Genomic DNA, 23,235 nt, shown 5'->3' on the forward strand with positions numbered 1-23,235 from the left:
CAGCAGGGGGCGGTCGCTTTAATTTTTAAGTATTATTACGATTGAGCATTACCCATCTTCTTCGATAACTTCCAGTAGCTGATTTAAAGATTCAGACAAAATTCTCGATTCTTCTGACGTTTGGCGGCTAAATCTTTCCATTTCCTGCACAGATTCTCTGACCAAATCGGAAATTTCTACACCGTTCATTACGGCAACTGAAATAGCCGCTATCAGCTTGCTAAGGTCATCATTCACATTAGCCATTTGCTCAGATGAGGACCGAGTTTGCTCTACTAACTGAGTGCCAATATTTAACTGCTGAAACTCGCTTTTCATCACGCTAGACATTTCCGATATTTGAGTCTGAATATCGACTAACAAGGGCATAATTTCCGCGATTTCCATCTCTAATTGCCTTACGTGCGCGTTAGCTTTTTTAGTGACTGAAGACAATTCTTGAGCCGACTCACCCATGCGGCTCGCTTCTAGTTCAGCCGTCAAAGTTTGCAGTTTTACTTGATAAACGGTGGTATTGAGAAGATTAATCACCTCAGAAAGTTTTCGAGCCGGACGATCTAAAGATTGAAATTTTTCTACGGCTTGTACTAATCTATTTTGAAGCGTAGAAATGTTTTCTAAAAGCTGACTAATCGATTGATCACAAGACTGCACAATCTGCCTAGCTGGCTGTTGAAGCCGCTCTGCTTGTTGAATCAGAGAATTAATATCCTCAACCCAATCTATCACCGCTCGAATTTGATGATGAGTAGCACTGACACACTCCATCTGGAGAGCCGCTTGGGCTGAAAGATTTTTGAGAACCGCTTGGCTTTCTTGAAAGGTTTTTAAAACCTGACGTTGGAGTGTTTCTTGGTATTGAGACTGTTGAAGACGGAATAATTCTGTGCTTTGGTAAGCCTCTTCTACCTGAGCTAAAAGTCTTGCGTGGTCAAGAGCAAATCCCACTTGAATAGCGATCTGGGCAAATAAATCAATTTCTGAGTGCTGCCAATTTCTCGGGCCTGAACATTGATGAGCAATGAGCAGCCCAAACAATTGATCATCTTTGAGAATGGGGGCTACTAAATTGGCTTTTACCGCAAAAGGTTCGAGTTGTTGCAGATGACACTCGGTGAGTCCGGCTTGGTAAATATTATTAGTAGCAGACACTCTACCCCTTTGATAAGATTCCACATAATTTTCAGCAAAACAAGGGTCTTTAATTTTTGCCCACAAGGCTTTCGGAAATCCAGGAACTACCGATTCAGCCACTACCGTTCCATACCAGTCAGCATCAAAACTATAGACAATCACTCGGTCTGTTCTCAGGGCCAAGCGCATTTCTTCGACGGTAGTGAGGAGAATATCTTCTTCTCGAAGAGTTTCTCGCAGGCGAAGGGTAAGCTCAGTAAATAACTGATTTTGCGTCGCTGTGGCATCTACTCGCTGGATAAGCCTAGCGTGGTCAAGAGCAAATCCCACTTGAGTTGCTACCTGAGCGACTAAATCAATTTCTAACTGCTGCCAATTTCTCGGGCCTGAACATTCATGAGCAATAAGCAGCCCAAACAATTGATCATCTTTGAGAATGGGAGCCACTAAATTCGCTTTTACCGCAAAAGGTTCGAGTTGTTGCAGATGACACTGGGTAAGTCCGGCTTCATAAATATTATTAGTAGCAGACACTCTACCCTTCTGATAAGACTCCACATAATTTTCAGCAAAACAAGGGTCTTTAATTTTTGCCCACAAGGCTTTCGGAAATCCAGGAACTACCGATTCAGCCACTACCGTTCCATACCAGTCAGCATCAAAACTATAGACAATCACCCGGTCTGTGGTCAGGGCCGAGCGAACTTGTTCCACCGTCATTTTAAGAATATCTTCTTCTCGGAGGGATTCCCGTAAGCAAAGGGTAATATCGGTAAATAACTGGGCTTGCTCTGCTGCCTGATCCACCTGCTCTAAAAGTCTAGTATGATCGAGAGCAAATCCGACTCCGTTGGCTATCTGGGCGAATAAATCAATCTCTAGCTGCTGCCAGATGCGCGGCGTTGAGCATTCATGAGCAATAAGTAAACCAAATACTTGATTATTGCGGATAATAGGTGCAATGAGACTGGCTTTGACAGCAAATCGCTCTAGTAGCCCAATATGCTCATCAGAAAGTCCTGATTGATAGATATCATCCATAACATCTATTTGGTCATGGGGATATTGGCGATATGCCTCAAAAAAACCCAGGTCATTAATGGTGGTCCACAGGGTTTTCGGCCAGATAGGAGCCACTGATTCAGCAATAAAGGTTCCCTCCCGATCATCCTCGAAACGAAAAATCACCACCCGATCAGTTTTGAGGGCTTGACGGACTTCTTCTACCGTTGTTCTAAGAACATTTTCCTCAGAGAAGGATTCCCAAATGTGGCGGCTGATAGTCATCAGAACTTGAAACGGTTCATCAGCCGCTTCTTGTCTCCATAAAAGATTCGGTAGTTCTGCGGCGATGAGATTGAGGTTAGTTTCTAAGCCGCTCAGTTCGTTTTGTCGGGTTTCATCGGGGTCAACCACTGGCGAGCAATGCAACCGATTTACTAGGCTAGTGGAAGTTTGATAAGATTTTAAAATAGGGCGCAAAAGACGATCACTCAAGGCGATAGCCATCGCAGCACTTACTAAGGTTGTTAATCCCGATACCCATGCAATCAAAGATAATTGTCGTTCTAATGCTTGTTGGGTTTTTTGATTGTCTAAAACATCCACTGGTTTAGCAGGGACAAATTGCTCTTTCAAAGACTGAGTGCCTAAATAGCTCACTCCTGTAACACCTAAGACAGGTAAAGCCGTTAAAACCACCGCTCCCGTTATCAATTTAGCTTTTAGACTCCTTATGCTCATTAATCTTTTGTCTCTTTCTCTTCTCAATCTTCAATTAGCTGACTATCTTAATGCAAAATAACCGAAAAATCTATCTACATTTTTTGGGAAATTTTAGTAACTTTTGTTCTTGAGACTATTTGGGCTTTAATTGTTAAAATCGTAAGTGCTAATTTTCGGGGCTGCCAAAATAATCTGTCTATGAACATTTATAAGATTAATGCCATTTTAGCTGAATTCATGTCTCAAACAGAAGAAATCGAGGGCGTTGTTTTGATTTCATCCAACGGACAGCTTCTCACCGAACCCATCGGTATAGATATTAATACAGCTATGATCCTCGGGGGAATATTTCTTCATCTTGCTCAAAACACTTATCAACAATTAGACACTCAAGAAATTGAAAGTATTAGCCTTCGAAGCGGCGAGGGAAATCTGATTTTTACCGCTTGTTATCCGGAAGTATTTTTGTTAGTTAAATCCAGTAACTCTCTGTCTTTTGGTTTATTAGAAAGGAGAATCCATCTGGCGGCTAAAATGTTACAAGAGCAACTGCAAACAAATGCCGATTTGCCTACAGTGCCGCTTCAGGAAGAACCTTTACCTAAACCTGTGGTTTTTCCAGCTTCATCGGCTTCTAATTCGACAAACATACCCAAAAATAACCGAGGAATTAAAAATACTAGGATTCGCTATCGAGGACTGCCAGTATAAAGCCCAATAAAGTGAACCAGAGGCGGCGTTTTTACATGGCTGTGATCTTAACCACCAATTTTTTCAGTCATAGCAGTTCAAAAGTTCTACTTTTTAGACAAAAGCAAGTTTTTATTGATCCGCAGAAGTTGATAAACGCCTTGTTGATCTAAAAGTTCATAATCTTGAGGAGTTAACCCTAATCTATCGAGATATTTTTGTTCAGTAATTAACAAGATAGTCGGTGAGGAAGCATCATTCAGTTCACTTTGTAAATCCTCAATCAAGCGATGTTGATTATTAAAAAACTTGACATTTTGCCGAGTATAATAGACTAAACTCGGTCTAATAAATCCAAGCAAAACTAACTCCTCTTTGGGTTGTCGAACTTGAGTAATCACAGAGGAAATTTGTCGCAGAGGAAGTTGACTATCAGTATCTTTAATCCGAGCAACCGGCAGGGCAATAAAGCTAATAAAAGCCATAAACCCAATTAAATTTGGTATCCACAACCAGCGCCAATCTCGTCGCCGTAATAACAAAAATATAGTCCCCAAAGTCACAAGTCCCCAGATCAAACCCCCAAGAATGGGCAATCCGGATTGTTGTAACATACTAGAAAATCCCGGTTTTCTGGGGTCTCCATCCACCAAACTAGGACTATAAAAACTCGCTGCCGCAAGGGCAAGTAAAATAATCAGATTAGCAATGGCAGTAGCTTTAAAAAACCTTCTATATTTAGCAAACTTCTTTTTATTCTTTTTATCAAATAAAGAAATCCAAAAAAGCGCCACTAAAATAGCCCCTGCTGGCATAGCTGGCAGAACATAACTAGGAAGTTTGGTAGAAGAGGCAGAAAAGAACAGAAAAATAACTGCAAACCAGAATAGACAAAATAAACCGAGATGAGTTGAACGCAAAGAAGAACGCCAAACATCCCTTTGCCAAAAACCGAGTTGAGTAACCGCTACCGGTAAATAAATTGACCAGGGAATTAACCCCACCAAAACCACAGGAATAAAATAATACCAAGGCCCCGGATGATGACTAACCACACTGGTGAAACGTTGTAAGTTGTGGTAGCCAAAAAACACATCGATATACTTTTGTCCATTGGCCAAAGTCACTAAAATAAACCAAGGAACGGCAATCACTAAAAAAATTAAGCCGCCCCGCCGCCATTTCATTTCTTGTAAAACTTCCTTGAAATTCCCCAGATAAAACAGAAAGGTACTGACAATAAACACGGGTAAAATCAAGCCAATGGGACCTTTAGCCAAGACGGCCAGAGCCATAAATACATAAAAAAGAATATACCACCCATCTTTAGCAGAAAACCCCCGAATAGGGCTTTCTTTTTCTTCTGTTGCATAGCCGAGAAAAAAGGATAAAAGTGCCATCCCCATCGAACTAGCCAGAAACATATCTGATACACCTGTTCTAGCCCAAGCAATCCAAGCGGGGTTAAGGGCGATGATTCCAGAACCTAGCCAAGCACTCAGCCACAGTTTAGAATCGTCTTTAGGACTTTCGGGAGGAGATAAAGGATTAGAAATTCCAAAGTAGCGTAGGGTGTAAAAGCCAAGCATAACTAAGGCCATGGCCATCAAAGCTGAGGGAATTCTAGCCGCCCATTCATTAATTCCAAAGAGTTTAAAAGCGATGGCGATTAACCAATAAGTGAGGGGAGGTTTATCAAAGCGCGTCTCCCCATTCCAATAAGGGGTAATCCAATCCCCTGTCACCACCATTTGACGGGCGGCTTCTACAAACATGGGTTCTGTCTTATCCATTAGCCCAATGCTGCCCAAATTCCCAAAAAAACCAATCCAGCTAATCAGGAATAACCAAAGTAAGGAAAAAATCCAGAGTTTTTTAGATTCTTGCTCCCGGCTTTTTCGCTGATTAGAAGGGGTATCTAGCTGCGCTTTGATCATTTTTAATTTTTGCTAAAAACTAAGATTTTTGATATTTTTTATCGGTAATTTTTAAAAGCCCTATAGAAAGGGTTAATAAAATAAAGCCTAGACTATAACCGCCTAAGATATCTGTAAACCAATGCACTCTTAAATACATACTTGATATGCCCATTAAAATAATAGTTACTATGGCGGTGGCGTAGAAATAGGGGGTATATTTGGGAAATCTAACCGAAAGGATATAAACTAATAAAAAATATAAAAGAAAATTACCAGTCGCGTGACCACTGGGAAAACTTCTACCATCCACATCAACTAATCTTCCTAGGGGACGGGAGCGCCTTATCAAGGGTTTAACCATTTTATCAATTAAGATCAGAACCCCTAAAGAAGATGCTGCAACCACTTGGGCTTCTAACCAATAACGTCTCCAGCATAATATTGCTAAACTGACTAAAACAACAATGGCTGAAGTTTCTGCATCTCCCACCCAATAGAAGATTTTAGCCACATAGATAAATAGCGGCGGTAAACTATTTTTCAGTTGCACCAAAAAATTTTCATCAAATTCTTTTAACTGTACGTTTTTTTCTACGGCTAATACCGTCAGCCAAAGAAAAAATAAACCACAAATTCCTGAAATGATTAAATTAATTTTACCAAAAATCTCTATCCATGAAAGGGATTTTAATTTATGTCTGGTTTTCATGTTGTTGAGCTAATCATTAATTGAATATTGATGAGGTAATACTCCTTTTTTGATCAAGGTTATATATAGGAAGAAGCAGAAGGCAAGAGGCAGAAGGTTAAAAGCTTACTGTTATTAGGTTTGAGGTTTGAAAAATGTCCTAACCGCAAGAGCGGCTGCTATACAATCTGATTTCCTCACTTAAACAGTATATTGGTATTTAAGGCTTTTTTCAGCCTATAGAGTAATGACTGACTCGTTTAAAAAATAGTTTCGTGATCCTTTGCCCGCCATTAGGTTGAGCTTGGTGCGGAACTCGCATTCTCCCCCAGTCTATTTCTGGGGATTGGGTTTACTGAACGCCGATTTCTCGGCCCTTAGAACCAAATACAATGGGATTGTCACTATTATGAGGCTCCCATCCCACATCAAATCCTTTTTTGATGGCTTTTTCTCTAGCAAGGCGAAAAGCGGAAAAACTATCTTGTCGGACAATAAAAGCTAAATAATCTTGTTTAGGATTGAGTTTTTGTAAAACTGACTCGAATTCAGAGTTAGGTTCAGTAAATTGTTCTACTGTCTCACCGACTTTTTCATTGAGCGGCTCATACAACAAAGCATTTAAGTCATATAAACGAACATTATAAGAGTTCGTGGTAACTTGAAAATTCTTTATTTTTTCAACGGACTTAAGTTTGCACTGTTCATAATCTTGTAGCCGCTCAGTATAAGTTTGATAAGCCGAGGCATCGGACGTATCAGGAAGCTTAGGATGAGGACAAGAGGGTAAAGATTTTGTTAACAATCCTAACTGATGCTGAACTTCTTCATCATCGATAAAAATAACCCGATTTTTATTCACTTCAAAAAAGTGAGGTTTTTTGTTAGTTTTAGCTACCAAGGGGGTATGAATAATTTTACCGCCTTGCACGCTGACCAGAGTAATAAACAAACTAATAAACATTAATACACCCACTGTATTAGTGAGAATATCTAAAAATGAGTCTAAATTTTGAGTAGGTAAACTTAAAGTACGATGTTGCCTTCTTCTCATTTTTTTGCCTCAAATTTAACTTTAATTCCTTCTTCAATAGGTTCATAACCCATGTCGATTCCTTGCTTTTCTATCACCTCCCTAATTTCTTGAAAAATATCAAATCCATCGGGACGTACCACCACAATTAAATACTCTTTATTTTTATGATTTTTGACTTTTTCTAGCAAGGTTTTAAATGGAGAAGATGGACTATATAAATTAGCTTTTTTAACTAATTTTTTGCTGGGATAAATAATTACTCCGTCCCCTTTACATTCTATATAATTAGGAAGTTTACTAGAGTTTTTTCCATTTTCTCCTTTAGCGACAATAGTCACTGCGCCATCTTCGCCAAACATTTGAGTCGTTAAAACAATGATTAATAAAATTAGTGTTCCTATCGTACAGGCTAAGATAGACAAGAAAGGAAACAATTCGACTTCAGTAGAAGAACGGGAAAACCGACGACGACGCATACGGGTTTATCTCCTTATTCATCTGACTCAGCAAAGGTAATAATCCGAGGCTTACTTAACTTTTCTAAACTGGGTTTAAGTTCTTTAATTTGTGACATAGCTTCTTTAATGACTTGTTCCACTGGCTCGACTTTTTCTAGGGATTTAATTAAATGATCTAAGCTGGTTTTTAATTGGGTGATATCAGAGAGTTTATAAGCCGCATTTTCTAAAGATTGAATTCGGGTTTCGAGAAGATTAGCCGCCTGTTTAAGTTGCTCAGTCATTTGGTGAGATTGAGTCGTTAAAGCACCGGATAATTGCGTGTAGTTGCTCTTCAAGCTTTCAGCCAGATGATTAATCTGTGTTAGTAAACTTTGGTTAACTTGCTGTTGATTTTCTAGAGAACCGGTGTAATTAACTTTCAGTTGTTCCACTAGATGATTAATCTGTGTCAGTAAACCTTGGTTAACTTGCTGTTGATTCTCGAGAGAACCTGTGTAATTAACTTTCAGTTGTTCTACGAGATTGTTTATTTTTGTCAGTAAATCTTGGTTGACCTGCTGTTGATTTTCTAGAGAATTTCGGTAATTACTTGTCAATTTCTCTACTAAACCATTAACTTGATTAATTAAATCTTGGTTAACTTGCTGTTGATTTTCTAGAGAATCCGTATAGTTAATTTTTAACCCCTCGAATAAACGGTTAATTTGCCCGGTTAAATCCTGATAGGCTTGTTGTTGTCTTTCTAGAAAAGTGGTAAACCCTTGTCTATCCTGTAAACTCAGTTGATTAATTTCATTCAGTTGAGTGATAAAACTTTGATTATTTTTTTGAATTTCCGTTAATTCATTTCCTAAAATGAGTCTTAAATCAGTCACCGCTTGTTTAGCATATTCATGGGCGGGTTCAATCAAATCTTGTGCCCGAGGAAAAGACTCTTGAATGGCTTGATTAACGGCTTCCTTAAGGTTTTTTTGCTCTAAACTATTGCTTTCTTCTTTAAAGCGAGGCAGTAATTCATCGTTAATAAAAATATCAATAGCCAGCAATAATCGAGATTCATATCGTTCGACCAACACCATAGGAATCATCACTAATACACTGAGCAACAAAGCTAATAAGGTGGTATCAAAAGCCACCGCTAACCCACTGGTGACGGTGCCAATACCTTGTTTAATTTGTCCAATATCACTAGACTTTTCTAAAAATCCATTAAAGCCATTCACCGCTTGACTAATTCCTACCACAGTTCCAATAAAACCTAAGAGCGGAATGGCCCAGATTAAAATCCGAGGAAAAGCATAAGAAGATTCTGAACTACTGACATAAAAAGAAGCATCATCTAGGGCAAATTCGCTGGCGGTCTTGCGGCTATTAGATTGACTATAAGCGGCAATGACGCGGCTACAGCGTAGGCCCACCAACGAGTTTTCTCTAGCGAGATTTTTTTGAAAGGTTAAAACTTCTAAAGATTGAGGATTATTAAAGTTAATCACATCGGAGATCCAAATCCGCTTAAGTGAGCGAAATTCCCGATTAATTTTGATTAACTTGATCAGCGTTAAGGTAGCAACAATACAAGCAAACCAAATGGCTAACGGCTGAGTCCATCCTCGATCATAAAGTAAAATCCCCAGATAAGAAGCTCGAAAAGGTAGAACAGCCACATAAATAATAATAGACAAGGCCAAAGCAAGGGTTAAAATAAGCCCAAAACTGACCTCTAATCTCTTTCTTTCAGAATCTCCAGATGTAGGAGAAAAATTAGCACCTCGTTTTTGTTTCATTTTTTAATAGCTCAAGATCTTAAATTGGCGGTCTTTAGTTAAAAGTTATAACTAATCACTGTTAATTGTCTCAGTGTAACGCACCTGCTACTTCTGCAAAAGCGGCAAAGTGATGGAAAAAATACTCCCTTGTCCCGGTTGGGAAGATAAAGAAATATGACCATCCATTCCCTCTACAAGGGTTTTGACGATCGCAAGACCTAACCCTGTTCCTCCCGTACTGCGGCTTCGTGCTTCATCTGCTCGATAAAACCGTTCAAAAATTCTAGCTTGATCCGGCAAAGAAATACCGATACCCCGATCACATACCTGTAAAATGCAGGAGTGCTGTTGTGCTTCTAACTTAACCGTAATGGGCGTTTGAGCATCAGAATATTTTACGCCGTTATCAATGAGATTGTATAACACCTGTCTGAGACGAACCGGATCAGCTTGAATGGTTATAGGATCACAAGGAATGACAAAATCTATTTGCCGATCAGCGTATTTTTGGGTTTTTTCCATTACCTCTTTTAACCAATCATTGAGGATAATGGGTTCTAGATGAAAGTGCATCCGCCCACTATCGGCCCGGGCCAGGTCTAACAAATCTTGTAGCAATTGAATGGTACGATCAGCTTCAGAAAGGGCAATTTCTAAGGCTTCCCGTTGAGTAGCTGTTAAATTATTCCCACGACGCAAGGCGCTTTGAAGATAACCCGAAACAATGGTTAAAGGCGTTCGTAATTCATGGGAAACATCACTAAGTAACTGTCTTTGATGTTCCCACGCCTCGGAAAGACGGTTTAACATTTGGTCAAACGTGTGAGCTAATTGTTTCACTTCTCGGGGCGCATTTTTTAAGTCAATACGTGCTTCTCCCAATTTTTCAGCAGAAATACTTTCGGTTAACTGAGAAATTCGTTGTAAAGGTTGCAGAGAATGCCTAACATACCAAGCAATAGTCACTGTCATGATACCAATGGCGATCACGGTAGCCATGCCTAAATTGATCATCAGACTAAAAAACATGACTTGATCGCCGGTGATATCTTGAGCGATATAAATGTGACCTAAATTGACTCCTTTTACCTTGAGCGAATTAGTACACAGTAACCAGTAACGTCCATTGAGGTATTGTAGCTCGGGTTGAGAGAAAATTTGCTTAAAGGCGAGTAAATTTTGGCCATTACTGCCCATTTTAAGCGGCATCGACTCGGCCGTAATTTGGCCTTGAGGATTTTTTGCCCATAGTAAGGTTTTATTATCGGTTAAATTATCAATGGCTTTTTGCAGTCCAGTTTCTAGGGTTACCATATCGCTGTAAATTTCCACATCATGAGGAAAGCGATCAGTGATGTAGCGAATATTTTGTTTATGAGTTTCTATGAGTATATTTTGCATTTTCCAACTGATCCACACCGCCACAGTTCCTAACCCCAGTGCAGAAACAGTTGCTACTCCAAGGGTGAGACGAACTCGTAACGAGGTAGCATTAATCTGGTGAGGAAGTCTAAGGAGAGGTTGGAAAAGGCGATCAAGAAACTTCATCGATAGTAATAGAAGACAGGGGTGCAACGCTCGTGTTCCACACTGCACGCTCAATATATTAGAGTATGACCCATAAAGATGATTTTTCCTTGATGTAAAGCTGAGTTTTTGCTGAAAAGATGTCAGGCGGCTCGTCAATAGCGGTAAACTTAAGAACAAATAAGAAATTAACATAAAGGGAAAGAAATATGAACAACCGTCCTGTAGGTGTAATTATTCTCGCTGTCTTAAATTTAGTCGGGGGAATTTGGGGGATTATTTTTAATTTAATCCTCTTTCTTTTGGGTGGCCTGTTGCTCACTGGCGGCGTTGTTTCGGGTAATGCCCAAATTACCGGAGGAGGTGCTGTGCTGCTGGTAACCACTGCTGTTTCTTGGTTTATTAGTGTGTTAGCCATCGGCGTTAGCTATGGACTTTTTACCCTTAAAGATTGGGCTTATGGTGTAACATATATTATTCAAATTGTCAATATTTTAATCAATGTGATTCGATTCTTTCAATCAGGCGGCTTTTTTGAAATGACAGGAGCGCTCGTTAACGTGGCGATTGCCGTCTTTATCATATATTATCTGAATCAGCCCAATGTAAAAAATGCTTTTGGTAAAGCTTAATAACCTTAAACCAACAAGTTGTAGAGTGGATTAGGTCTGGGGAGCATTTTAATAATCAACAGATAAATTTTGATCTACGTCCTAACCCATCCTAGAGATGTTTTTGTAGGGGTTATTCGTCCTCGCCAACAACAAACAAATTTTCAGCATCTAAAACATATTCTTTTGTAAAAGGACATTCAACAGGAAAATCTTTTTTAGGGATTCCTGTCTCAGCAGAGGCTAATGATCTAGCTTTTTCATAACATTCATCAAAAATCTCATTGAAGTAAGGCTTTAAACTCGCACTGTCTTTAAAAGCCTTGTTAATCCTTTGACAATGCTCAACAATACTGTATCTCCAGCTATTTTTACGTTTAGAGGCTTGAAATTCCCATTTTAACAAGTGCATTAATAGCTGTTTTAAATTATTGAAGAGTGCGTTTTTGTCGCTTCTTACCATCGCCTCTAAATCTTCTATTAAATTCTCATAATCAATCTGGTCAAGTTGGCGCTCTCGTAATAATTGGGCTGTAGTCAATAGCCAGAGATTGTAATCGGTATCATAAAGTTTTTTGGTCTGAATATCCATACAATTTTTATCCTCTATAAAGTGACAAATTGACTAGAGCCGCTTAACATCGCTGTGATCTAAAATCTTCTCGGCTGGTTGATCACAGGTCTTAGGCGGCTTGACTAACTGTATTTTAGAGGGTGCGGCGTGAATACGAGAAACTTAAATTTCAACTCAACCCCGACAGTAATCGACAAGCTGCCAAATATATACAATAGCCCATATTTTTACCTAAAAAAAATCTAAAAACCCCACCTTAACTCACTCTGATTTCCTCCGGCCTAACCCTCAATAAATCCATAATCTCTTCTGTATAACGATAAAACTCTCCCTGACGTTTAATCTTATAATCTCGTTGGGGGGGTAACTTAATACTAATTTCGCGCTGCACAGTTCCGGGTCGAGAACTTAACACATAAATACGCTGTGATAAAAATACGGCCTCATCCACATCATGAGTAATCATCAAAATTGTGCAACCGGTCTTTTGCCAAATTTGTAACAAAAAATGTTGCATAATTTCCTTAGTGTGTACATCCAAAGCGCCGAAAGGTTCATCCATCAATAAAATTTTAGGACGACAAGCTAAAGCCCGAGCGATCGCCACTCGTTGCTGCATTCCTCCAGACAATTCTTTAGGAAAACACTGGGCAAATTCCGATAACCCAACCACATGAAGATAATAAGAGGCAATTTCCCTTCTTTCTCTCGGGGGAATGTGTTGTAATTTTAAACCAAACTCGACATTTTTCTGAATATTCATCCAAGGATAAAGAGTATAGTGCTGAAAGACCATGCCGCGATCAGGTCCAGGTCCAATGATCGGCACCCCATCCACTAGAATTCTGCCTCGGGTTGGGTAATCTAACCCTGCAATCATTCTTAGCAAAGTGGACTTACCTGAGCCGGATGCACCCACCACACAGAGAAGTTCTCCTATTTCTAGGTGCATATTAATTTCTTTTAAGACTGCTAATTCTCCTTGTTCAGAAGAAAAATCCTTGTATAAATTGACAATTTCTAAGTGCATAATCCCTCACCATTACCATTCATCAATCAACCCTCAATCTACTGCCCATTTACAAGATAAACGAGCTAAAAAACGAAAAGATAAATCAATCGCAAAACCGATCACACCCAAAACAATTAAACAAGCAAAAATCTCATCCGTTTTTAAGAACTTCTGAGCTAATAAAATTCGTTTACCCAACCCCGTTTGTGCCGCCACCAATTCCGCCACCACGACTAAATTCCAAGCGGCTGCCATATTAATGCGAAAAGTATCTATAATATTGGGGATAACATAAGGAATAATCACTTGCCGCACCACTTGAAAGCGATTTCCTCCCAAGGTATAAGCCACTTCAATTAACTCCTTGGGAATAAATTTAACACCATCCATAATCATCAATGTATTAAAAAAGACTGTCCCTAAAAAAATCAGAGCAATCTTAGAAGGTTCATCAATGCCTAAATAGATCATTAAAAGAGGAATAAAAGCCGGGGCAGGCATATAGCGAACTACGCCCATAATGGGTTCAACTAATGCCCGAATACTAGCGAACGCTCCCATAGAAATTCCTAGGGGAACTGCTACTATAGCGCCTAAGAAAAATCCTAAAGAAACTCTTAAAAAACTAATCCAGGTATCTTTTAGTATTAATCCTTGTTGCCAAAGATGAATAAAAGCTTGACAAACATCTAAAGGAGAAGGCAAAAAAACCGGTTTTATCTCAGTGAAATTACAGATTAATTGCCAAATCGCTAGAGGAAGTAATATGGATGATCCCATCAAAAACCAATGAAGAGATCGAGGGATATCTTCTGCAATGCGCCAAAAGACAGTCGGTTTAAGATTTTTAGAAATAGAGCTAATAACCGTCATGGAAAGAGTCAAGTTTATCTTGATGGAAGGTGTCTATTTACACTTTATCCTCAAGATTGTTTACCTGCCAAGGCTTTAACAAAATGATTATTAAATATTTTATTTATGTCGGGTAGTTTCTCAGTAAATTTAAATTTTAAGAGAAAATCTCCGATTTTTTGGGCAGCATAAGGCATATGTTTCATGTTATTACCCGGGCTAAAAGCTTCTAGGTTATCCTCGAGAGTAAAAAATTTAACGCCTGCTTCAAATTTCTTTAAATCTTCTACCGTAACATTAGCACGTTTAGCAAGAATTTCATTGGCTCTTTTAGGATTTTTTTGCATAAATTCACGGATGTCAAACCAAGTTTTTACGATAGCTTGAACTTGCTGAGGTTGTTCATCAATGAATTTTTGAGACACCACTAAAAGATCGGCAATTGCGCCGGGAAAATCTTTTGAACTAACTAACTCTTTACTTCCTGACCGTTGAAAGGCGGTTAACCAAAAAGGAGCGAATGCCCCAACAGCATCGACTTTTCCTGTTACAAAAGATAACACTGCTGCCCCAGTTTCTAAGGGAACAATTTCTACATCTTCTCTAGACATTCCGTGTTTTTCCAGAGCTAACGCTAAGAGAAAATCATCCACAACTCCCTCTTCTACAGCCACTTTTTTTCCTCTCAGGTCTTCAACTTTGTTAATTTCTTCTGAAACGATGATTTTATCATTGCCGGCAGAATTATCATTTACTAAAACTACCACTTCACCATTGACGGCATCAGCCGCAAAAGCTATGGTGTCATTAAGGGTCTGACAATTTCCATCGAGTTGTCCGGCCGCTAGAGCTTGTAAAGACTCTAAATATCCGTCAAACCACTTAAGTTGAACATTGACTTTATTGGCTGTAAATAATCCTTCCTCTTCGGCGATCGCCCAAGGCCACCAACCAACCCACGTACTATAGCCAATGACAATGGGTTTTTCGTTGAGGACTTGATCCCCTCGATAAATTTGACAACCAACTACTAATAACAAACTGAGGGAGAATAACAGGAAAACCGAGAGTATTTGACGAATTTTCAGCATTAATCAACCAGGGATTTACTATAATTTATGTGGCGTACAACTAAGTTACCAATATCATTTGAATTCAACGATCTAATACCTAGCCTAGCAGTAAGTGTCATCAGTGGCGCAATCGGCATTATGATTTCGATCTCCTATGCGGCTTTGATTTTTTCGGGAAATCTAACTAATCATATTGCCGCAGGAATAGGTATTGCTTTGATCAGTGCTGTGGTTTTTCGAGGAGTGATCGCTTTAACCAGTTCTTTTCCGGGTATGATTGCTGATAGCGATGCCCTACCCACTGCTATTTTAGCCATCAGTGCTGTAGCGATTCAAGAGCAAATGTCATCAACATCCGGCATCAATGAAGAGGAAATTTTTTATACGATCATCACAGTTATTGCGCTTACTTCTGTTCTGACAGGTGTATTTTTATTAACTTTAGGACGATTAAAAATTGGGGGATTAATTCGCTTTATTCCTTATCCGGTTATTGGAGGATTTTTAGCTGGCACGGGATGGTTATTAATTCAAGGTGCTATGCAAGTGATGACAGATATTAGCCCCAGTTTTTCTAACTTCTCGGTATTTTTTCAATCCAATATTATAGTTCATTGGCTGTTTGGTTTAATCGTGGGAGCTTGCTTATTTGTTATCTCTCGAACTACCAATCATCCCCTAAGCGTACCCGGTATATTAGCTTTATCTATTATTATATTTTACCTTTATGTCTGGGCAACTGGCGTAACAATTGCCGAATTACAGTCCTCGGGATGGTTATTTAGTCAATTTCCCGAAGGGGGGATCTGGCAACCTTTTAAATTATCAAATTTGAATCACGTTAACTGGATGGCGGTTTTCGGACAAGTGGGAAATTTAATCACTATCATGATTGTTAGTGCTGTTTCTATTATGTTGACTGTCAGTAGTCTAGAAATTGTCAGTCAACAAGATATTGAAATTAACCAAGAATTAGAAGTTGCCGGCATAGCTAATATTATTTCTGGTACCTTGGGGGGAATGGTCGGTTATCAGATTTTAGCTGACTCTGTTTTGGCTTATAAAATGGGGGCTAAAACTCGCTTGGTGGGCTTTTTGACGGCTGTAGTCTGTTTAATTGTTGTGATTGGCGGAGCCTCGTTATTTAGCTTGATCCCTAAACCCATTTTTGGGGGAATGTTATTGTTTCTTGGCTTAGATTTTTTTGGAGAATGGATTCAGCAATCTCGCTTCAAACTTGCTCAAGCAGATATTTTTGTTGTTCTGTTGATTGCTGTTATTATTGTTTTTGTCGGATTTCTTCAAGGAGTGGCTATTGGTTTGATCTTAGCTGTAGTAATTTTTGTCATCAACTACAGTCTCACTGATGTGATTAAACAACAACTTTCAGGAGCCAATTGCCAAAGTAATGTACAGCGTTTTCAGTCTCAAGAAAATTTGCTCAAAAGCTTAACTGATCAAATTCATGTCATTAAACTACAAGGTTTTATTTTTTTTGGCACTGCCAATCACTTAGTGAATCAAATTCGTCGCCGCATGGCTGATCCTCAAAAAATGCCTTTGCGCTATGTTATCTTAGATTTTCGTCATGTAAGCGGCTTAGATTCTTCGGCTATATTTAGCTTTATTAAGTTAAAAATTTTAGCTCAACAAAATAATTTATCTATTCTTTATACCACCATTCCTAACTCGATTGGAAAAAGGCTTTTACAAGCTGATTGTTTAGATGATGAACATAAACTTGCCTTGCTTTTACCTACTTTAGATCGAGGATTAGAATGGTGTGAAAATCAATTATTAGAAGAATTTATTAATCTTCAAGAAAGTCCACAAACTTTAGCTGAACAACTCACTCAACTTTTCCTTAGACCGGAACAAGTGTTTAAATTTATGAAATATTTGATTTGTTTAGATTATTCGTCCGGTGAATTAATTTTTAAACAGGGCGAACCCTCTGATGGACTATATTTTTTAGAATCTGGTCAAGTGACCGTTATGATCGAAACTTCTTCTCAACAACGCAAACGTCTGCGGACATTTCAAGTGGGTACTATTTTGGGAGAAATGGGCATCTATGATGACTCGCCTCGTTCAGCTTCTGTGGTGGCTGATAGACCGAGTTGCGCCTATTTCTTATCTCAAGAAAATCTCAAGAAAATGGAGAAATTTGACGCTCCCTTAGCCGTCGCTTTTCATCGTTTTATTGCTCAATTGCTAGTCAAACGATTTAAACGAGTTCAACAAGATTTACTTGAGTCGGCTTAAGTTCAAGTCAAGGGTTTTGTTTTAGCCGCTTATGAAGATTTATGACTAACTCTCGAAACCTTAGCCGAGTTTAGCTCCGCTTGACTTTAGCGAAGCCTGAAAAACGAAGTCCGAAAATTTACGTAAGAGTATACTAGCATATTTTGTCAATGCCCGCTACTTATACGTGTAAAAATAACAAAAGTTTCTGATGACAAATTCTCAGACTGAACTGTTATCTTAAATTAAGATCATTTAAATTCTCAGTAACTAACTATAAGTATTCAGGAGTTATAATCATGGTTCAATCTACCGAAACCTCTCCCGTATCAGATCTTTCCGTTTTAACATCCATTACAAGAACAAAAGCACCAGTGACAGAAATGCGTCCTTGGGGGTCTTTTACCACTTTAGAGGAAGCCGCAGGCTATAAAATTAAACGTATAGAAGTTAATCCAGGACATCGCCTAAGCTTACAAATGCACCATCATCGCAGTGAACACTGGATTGTGGTTTCCGGGACAGCTAAAGTGATTTGTGGAGATAACGAGCAAGTTTTATCGGCTAATCAATCAACTTATGTTCCTCAATGTACTGCCCATCGATTAGAAAATCCAGGAGTCATTAAATTGATCTTGATCGAAGTCCAAAATGGTGAATACTTGGGAGAGGATGACATCATCCGTTTTCAAGATGACTATGCCCGTCATGTCTAAAGCTAAAATATAACTGCGGATTTTTCTCCCTGGAGTACGTCACTCTCTAGGGAGCTATCACTAGATAAAGAAAAGTAAAATTTGCTCTTAAGAAGTTATTTGTTAAGTTATAAAAACCTTTTTGCCCATGATTGACTTAACCGGTGCCGCCGCCAATGAGATCAGACGTTTACAACATAGCCGCTCTTTAGGCAATAGTTATTTTCGAGTGAGGGTAAAACCCGGCGGATGTTCAGGGTTATATTATGTACTAGACTTCTGTCCCCAACCGGAAATCGGCGATCACATTTATGAAAGTCTGGGTATTAACATCATTATTGATGCGGACACTCATCACTATCTTAAAAAGCTCACCATAGATTATGCTGAAGATTTAATGGGGGGTAGCTTTCGTTTCCATAATCCTTCCTCGAGTGAAAATTGCGGTTGCGGCTTATCTTTTAACATCGCGGTGTAAACCGGCAAGAAACCAACCGGTTGCCATTTTTTTTGCCCTTGACACACCATCATGAATTTAGTTACGATTATAAGTTGCTGACCATTCTAGAATAAAGATTGGGAGATTATACTCAAGCTTTAATTACTTGACTCATGCCCACAATTCAACAACTAATTCGTAGTGAACGCTCTCAAATCCAGAAAAAGACGAAATCCCCAGCGCTAAAACAATGTCCTCAGCGCCGAGGAGTTTGTACTAGAGTATACACCACAACTCCGAAAAAACCCAATTCGGCTTTACGCAAAGTAGCCCGGGTTCGTTTAACCTCGGGGTTTGAAGTAACAGCTTACATTCCAGGGATAGGACATAACTTACAAGAACACTCAGTGGTTCTCATTAGAGGCGGTCGGGTAAAAGATTTACCTGGGGTAAGATATCATATCATCCGGGGGACATTGGATTCGACGGGTGTAAAAGACCGCAAACAAGGGCGCTCTAAATACGGAACTAAACGTCCCAAATAAAACATTCAACAGAGCCAACATTGGAGGGAAAAAACCCCTAAAAGTCTCATCGCGTGAAAAGGAAAAATACAAACCATGTCTCGACGAAAAAACCTTAAAAGGCGACCCATTCCGCCAGACCCCGTGTTTAATAGCTATTTAGTAAACATGACCATCAGACGGGTAATGCGCTCAGGGAAAAAATCCCTAGCCTCAACCATCGTTTATGATGCGTTAAAAAATGTAGGAGAAAGAACCGGTAGAGACGCTCTCGAAGTATTTGAGCAAGCGGTTAAAAACATTACGCCTTTAGTAGAAGTGAAAGCGCGTCGGGTGGGAGGGGCAACCTACCAAGTCCCGATGGAAGTTCGCCCAGGACGAGGCACCACATTAGCTCTGCGTTGGCTAATCTCCTTTTCTCGCAATAGAAATGGTCGCACCATGGCCGCTAAATTAGCATCCGAAATAATGGATGCTGCCAACGAAACGGGAGGAGCCATTAAAAAACGCGAAGAAACTCACCGGATGGCCGAAGCTAACAAAGCCTTCGCTCATTATAGATATTGATTACTTGTAATCACCGAAGGCATTCGGGACGTGGCGGTGGATAACCCTACTCTGCCGCTTAAAAATTTTCGCAAAGAAAAGTATAGAATTGTAAATAGTGTAAAAAAAATAGTACAAATAACACAACTAGCAGGAAAAAATAAAGGAGGTTGCTGTGGCACGTAGTATCCCGCTGGAGAGAGTACGCAACATCGGAATCGCGGCTCACATAGACGCGGGCAAGACAACAACGACTGAACGAATCCTATTTTATACGGGAATCGCTCACAAACTCGGTGAAGTTCATGAAGGAACTGCCACTATGGATTGGATGGCCCAAGAGCAAGAAAGAGGAATCACCATCACCGCCGCGGCCATTAGTACCAGTTGGCAAGATCACCGAATCAACATCATTGATACCCCCGGACACGTAGACTTCACCATTGAGGTAGAACGTTCCATGCGGGTATTAGATGGAGTGGTTGCCCTATTCTGTTCAGTGGGAGGTGTCCAGCCCCAATCAGAAACGGTATGGCGACAAGCCAACCGCTATAACGTGCCCCGTATTGCCTTTGTTAACAAAATGGATAGAACCGGGGCAAACTTCTTCAAAGTCTACGACCAAATAAAAGATCGCCTGAGAGCTAATGCAGTTCCCATTCAGATCCCAATTGGCAGTGAAAGTGATTTTCATGGCATCGTAGATTTGGTGCGGATGAAAGCGAAAATTTATAAAGATGATTTGGGTAAAGAAATTGAAGATGCCGAAATCCCAGCAGATTTGGTAGATCAAGCCCAAGAATTTCGCACCATTCTAATTGAAGCAGTAGCAGAAACCTCAGAAGAATTATTAGAAAAATATTTAGAAGGTGAGGAATTAACCGAGGAAGAAATAAGACAGGGCATAAGAAGAGGAACAATTACTGGAGCAATTATGCCCCTGCTTTGCGGTTCTGCCTTCAAAAATAAAGGGGTACAACTTCTACTGGATGCAGTAGTAGACTACTTGCCCTCTCCCTTAGACGTTCCGGCCATTAAGGGTGTATTACCCAATGGAGAAGAAGCGTCTAGAACAGCCGATGATAACGCGCCTTTTTCAGCCCTAGCCTTCAAAATAGCAGCAGATCCTTATGGAAGACTAACCTTCCTACGGGTTTATTCAGGGGTTCTGAGCAAAGGCAGTTATGTCTATAACTCAACCAAAAATATAAAAGAGCGAATCTCTCGCCTCATCGTCTTAAAATCTAACGATCGCATTGAAGTCGATGAACTGCGAGCCGGAGACTTAGGGGCAGCCATTGGGTTAAAAAATACCATCACCGGCGATACCTTATGTGATGAAGCGAATCCGATCATCCTAGAATCCCTCTTTATTCCTGAACCTGTTATATCGGTAGCGGTTGAACCCAAAACTAAGCAGGACATGGAAAAACTGGGCAAAGCTTTACAAGCTTTATCCGAAGAAGATCCGACCTTCAGAGTCAACACAGATCCTGAAACTAATCAAACGGTAATCGCCGGAATGGGAGAATTACACTTAGAAATTCTCGTAGACCGGATGCTCAGAGAGTATAAGGTAGAAGCAAGCGTCGGTAAACCCCAGGTAGCTTACCGCGAAACCATTCGCAAAACCACCAAGGCAGAAGGAAAATACATCCGTCAAAGTGGTGGTAAAGGTCAATATGGTCATGTGGTGCTGGAAGTGCAACCAGCAGAACCCGGTAGCGGCTTTGAATTCGTCTCCAAAATTGTAGGAGGTTCGATTCCCAAAGAATATGTTCCTGCGGTAGAACAGGGGATTAAAGAAACCTGTGAAACCGGAATTATAGCCGGTTATCCCGTGATTGACTTAAAAGTGACCCTACTCGATGGGTCTTACCACGAAGTAGACTCATCAGAAATGGCTTTCAAAATTGCCGGTTCAATGGGCATTAAAGAGGCGGTTAGCAAAGCCTCTCCAGTTATCCTCGAACCCATGATGAAAGTAGAAGTAGAAGTCCCTGAAGATTTCCTTGGCGATGTAATAGGAGACCTCAACCGTCGTCGGGGTCAAATTGAAGGCATGAAATCTGAGGAAGGACTAGGCAAAGTTTCTTCTAAAGTCCCTCTCGGAGAAATGTTTGGTTACGCGACCGATATTCGCTCCAACACACAAGGACGAGGAATCTTCTCGATGGAGTTCAGTCACTACGAAGAAGTCCCTCGTAACGTTGCTGAAGAGATCATCTCTAAAAGCAAAGGAAACGCCTAACACAATCAATCATGCTCAATGAATAGTGAAGAGTTTTGGGGATTAGAAATTAGAGCAATCAAAAAAATCTCTATTCTAAAACCCAAAACCGCCAACCTAATCATTGATAATGAAAAATGAACAACCAGTGAAAAGATCTCAAAAGGAATAGTTAATAAATGGCACGCGCAAAATTCGAACGGACTAAACCTCACGTCAACATCGGTACTATCGGTCACGTTGATCACGGGAAAACCACCTTAACCGCAGCAATTACTATGGCTTTAGCCGCACAAGGAAAAGCCAAAGCCAGAAAATACGATGATATTGATGCGGCTCCCGAAGAAAAAGCACGGGGTATTACTATCAATACCGCTCACGTAGAGTATGAAACTGACGAACGTCACTATGCTCACGTAGACTGTCCAGGACACGCTGACTATGTGAAAAACATGATCACCGGTGCGGCTCAAATGGACGGCGGAATTCTAGTAGTATCTGCTGCTGATGGTCCCATGCCTCAAACCCGTGAGCATATTCTCTTAGCCAGACAGGTTGGTGTACCTAGCTTGGTTGTCTTCTTAAATAAAGCAGACATGGTAGACGACGAAGAACTGCTCGAACTCGTAGAACTAGAAGTTCGGGAATTATTAAGTGAATATCAATTCCCTGGAGATGACATTCCTATCGTTATTGGTTCTGCTAAAGAAGCCGTAGATGCTTTAACCGCAACTCCTGGCATCAAAAAAGGAGACAACCAGTGGGTTGACAAAATCCTCGCCTTAATGGATGAAGTAGATGCCTACATTCCCACTCCTGAACGGGATGTTGACAAGCCTTTCTTAATGGCAATAGAAGACGTTTTCTCCATCAGTGGTCGGGGAACTGTTGCTACTGGACGGATTGAACGCGGTAAGATTAAAGTCGGCGAAACCGTTGAAATAGTGGGTGTTAAAAAAGATACCCGGAGTACCACAGTAACTGGGGTAGAAATGTTCCAAAAAGTCCTCGAAGAAGGATTAGCTGGGGATAACGTTGGTCTATTACTGCGGGGTGTTCAAAAAGATGAGATCGAACGGGGTATGGTTATTGCTAAACCCGGTTCTATCAAACCTCACACCGAGTTTGAAGGGGAAGTCTACGTTCTCACCAAAGAAGAAGGTGGTCGTCACACTCCTTTCTTCAAAAATTATCGTCCTCAATTCTACGTTCGGACTACCGACGTAACCGGCACGATTAAAGACTACACCTCTGACGAAGGCGCATCTATAGAAATGGTGATGCCCGGTGACCGGATTAAAATGACCGTAGAACTGATCAACCCGATCGCTATTGAGCAAGGGATGCGCTTTGCTATCCGCGAAGGGGGACGTACCATCGGTGCGGGTGTTGTCTCTAAAATTATTAAGTAGGACAACTTAAACCTTCAACAATGACCAGTAATTCAGTAACCTTTCTGTTCTGATAGCTGGTCATTAATCCTCTGTTA

The 23,235-nt window shown here is 40.2% G+C and carries 20 protein-coding genes; 9 read left to right on the forward strand and 11 right to left on the reverse strand.

Going from position 1 to position 23,235, the window contains the following annotated elements; all coding sequences use genetic code 11:
• Positions 1-48: 48 nt before the first annotated feature.
• Positions 49-2,877, reverse strand: coding sequence for a GAF domain-containing protein (locus tag CYAN7822_RS10330; protein ID WP_041933201.1), 2,829 nt, complete (start codon positions 2,875-2,877; stop codon positions 49-51).
• 180 nt (positions 2,878-3,057) lie between these two features.
• Here CYAN7822_RS10330 and CYAN7822_RS10335 point away from each other — a divergent pair, with 180 nt between their 5' ends.
• Complete coding sequence (locus CYAN7822_RS10335) at positions 3,058-3,570, forward strand: roadblock/LC7 domain-containing protein (RefSeq protein ID WP_013322205.1); 513 nt, start codon at positions 3,058-3,060, stop codon at positions 3,568-3,570.
• An 86-nt stretch (positions 3,571-3,656) separates the two neighbouring features.
• On the opposite strand, the gene CYAN7822_RS10340 is transcribed toward CYAN7822_RS10335, so the two are convergent.
• From CYAN7822_RS10340 to CYAN7822_RS10365, 6 genes are all read right to left on the reverse strand, one after another.
• Positions 3,657-5,486 (reverse strand): ArnT family glycosyltransferase, encoded by a 1,830-nt coding sequence (locus tag CYAN7822_RS10340; RefSeq protein ID WP_013322206.1) that lies wholly within the window; start codon positions 5,484-5,486, stop codon positions 3,657-3,659.
• Positions 5,487-5,505: 19 nt separating this feature from the next.
• Positions 5,506-6,177 (reverse strand): phosphatase PAP2 family protein, encoded by a 672-nt coding sequence (locus CYAN7822_RS10345; RefSeq protein WP_013322207.1) that lies wholly within the window; start codon positions 6,175-6,177, stop codon positions 5,506-5,508.
• Positions 6,178-6,508: 331 nt separating this feature from the next.
• The gene (locus CYAN7822_RS10350) at positions 6,509-7,210 is read right to left on the reverse strand and encodes a hypothetical protein (RefSeq protein WP_013322208.1); all 702 of its coding nucleotides are present in this window, start codon (positions 7,208-7,210) and stop codon (positions 6,509-6,511) included.
• Positions 7,207-7,668, reverse strand: coding sequence for a hypothetical protein (locus tag CYAN7822_RS10355; RefSeq protein ID WP_013322209.1), 462 nt, complete (start codon positions 7,666-7,668; stop codon positions 7,207-7,209). The genes CYAN7822_RS10350 and CYAN7822_RS10355 overlap by 4 nt, the downstream gene beginning before the upstream one ends.
• 14 nt (positions 7,669-7,682) lie before the next feature.
• On the reverse strand, positions 7,683-9,437 hold the full coding sequence (locus tag CYAN7822_RS10360; protein ID WP_013322210.1) for a MotA/TolQ/ExbB proton channel family protein: 1,755 nt from the start codon (positions 9,435-9,437) through the stop codon (positions 7,683-7,685).
• Between the two features lie 87 nt (positions 9,438-9,524).
• Positions 9,525-10,967 carry a sensor histidine kinase gene (locus CYAN7822_RS10365; protein ID WP_041933202.1) on the reverse strand — a complete coding sequence of 481 codons (1,443 nt, stop codon included), beginning with the start codon at positions 10,965-10,967 and terminating at the stop codon, positions 9,525-9,527.
• 188 nt (positions 10,968-11,155) lie between these two features.
• Here CYAN7822_RS10365 and CYAN7822_RS10370 point away from each other — a divergent pair, with 188 nt between their 5' ends.
• Complete coding sequence (locus CYAN7822_RS10370; RefSeq protein WP_013322212.1) at positions 11,156-11,578, forward strand: hypothetical protein; 423 nt, start codon at positions 11,156-11,158, stop codon at positions 11,576-11,578.
• Positions 11,579-11,690: 112 nt separating this feature from the next.
• Here the strand turns inward: CYAN7822_RS10370 and CYAN7822_RS10375 are convergent, their stop codons facing one another.
• From CYAN7822_RS10375 to CYAN7822_RS10390, 4 genes are all read right to left on the reverse strand, one after another.
• Positions 11,691-12,149: a DUF29 domain-containing protein gene (locus CYAN7822_RS10375; RefSeq protein ID WP_013322213.1), complete on the reverse strand. Its 459-nt coding sequence runs from the start codon at positions 12,147-12,149 to the stop codon at positions 11,691-11,693.
• 238 nt (positions 12,150-12,387) lie between these two features.
• Entirely contained in the window at positions 12,388-13,161 is a 774-nt protein-coding gene (locus CYAN7822_RS10380) for an ABC transporter ATP-binding protein (protein ID WP_013322214.1), read from the reverse strand.
• 33 nt (positions 13,162-13,194) lie between these two features.
• Positions 13,195-14,007 (reverse strand): ABC transporter permease, encoded by an 813-nt coding sequence (locus CYAN7822_RS10385; protein WP_173362904.1) that lies wholly within the window; start codon positions 14,005-14,007, stop codon positions 13,195-13,197.
• Positions 14,008-14,066: 59 nt separating this feature from the next.
• Positions 14,067-15,083 (reverse strand): ABC transporter substrate-binding protein, encoded by a 1,017-nt coding sequence (locus CYAN7822_RS10390; RefSeq protein ID WP_425365338.1) that lies wholly within the window; start codon positions 15,081-15,083, stop codon positions 14,067-14,069.
• Between the two features lie 30 nt (positions 15,084-15,113).
• Here CYAN7822_RS10390 and CYAN7822_RS10395 point away from each other — a divergent pair, with 30 nt between their 5' ends.
• The 7 genes from CYAN7822_RS10395 (at position 15,114) to tuf (ending at position 23,158) form a co-directional block, all read left to right on the forward strand.
• Positions 15,114-17,333: a SulP family inorganic anion transporter gene (locus CYAN7822_RS10395; protein ID WP_013322217.1), complete on the forward strand. Its 2,220-nt coding sequence runs from the start codon at positions 15,114-15,116 to the stop codon at positions 17,331-17,333.
• A gap of 278 nt (positions 17,334-17,611) precedes the next feature.
• The gene (locus CYAN7822_RS10400) at positions 17,612-18,028 is read left to right on the forward strand and encodes a phosphomannose isomerase type II C-terminal cupin domain (RefSeq protein WP_013322218.1); all 417 of its coding nucleotides are present in this window, start codon (positions 17,612-17,614) and stop codon (positions 18,026-18,028) included.
• A 127-nt stretch (positions 18,029-18,155) separates the two neighbouring features.
• Positions 18,156-18,485, forward strand: coding sequence for a HesB/IscA family protein (locus tag CYAN7822_RS10405; RefSeq protein WP_013322219.1), 330 nt, complete (start codon positions 18,156-18,158; stop codon positions 18,483-18,485).
• A gap of 134 nt (positions 18,486-18,619) precedes the next feature.
• Positions 18,620-18,991, forward strand: a complete 372-nt coding sequence (gene rpsL / locus CYAN7822_RS10410) for a 30S ribosomal protein S12 (protein ID WP_013322220.1) — start codon at positions 18,620-18,622, stop codon at positions 18,989-18,991.
• A gap of 75 nt (positions 18,992-19,066) precedes the next feature.
• Positions 19,067-19,537, forward strand: coding sequence for a 30S ribosomal protein S7 (rpsG, locus tag CYAN7822_RS10415; protein WP_013322221.1), 471 nt, complete (start codon positions 19,067-19,069; stop codon positions 19,535-19,537).
• 154 nt (positions 19,538-19,691) lie between these two features.
• Positions 19,692-21,767, forward strand: coding sequence for an elongation factor G (gene fusA, locus CYAN7822_RS10420; protein ID WP_013322222.1), 2,076 nt, complete (start codon positions 19,692-19,694; stop codon positions 21,765-21,767).
• 158 nt (positions 21,768-21,925) lie between these two features.
• The gene (tuf, locus tag CYAN7822_RS10425; RefSeq protein ID WP_013322224.1) at positions 21,926-23,158 is read left to right on the forward strand and encodes an elongation factor Tu; all 1,233 of its coding nucleotides are present in this window, start codon (positions 21,926-21,928) and stop codon (positions 23,156-23,158) included.
• Positions 23,159-23,235: the final 77 nt, after the last annotated feature.

Origin of the sequence: Gloeothece verrucosa PCC 7822, assembly GCF_000147335.1 — a bacterium.
In the GTDB taxonomy this organism is placed as follows: domain Bacteria; phylum Cyanobacteriota; class Cyanobacteriia; order Cyanobacteriales; family Microcystaceae; genus Gloeothece; species Gloeothece verrucosa.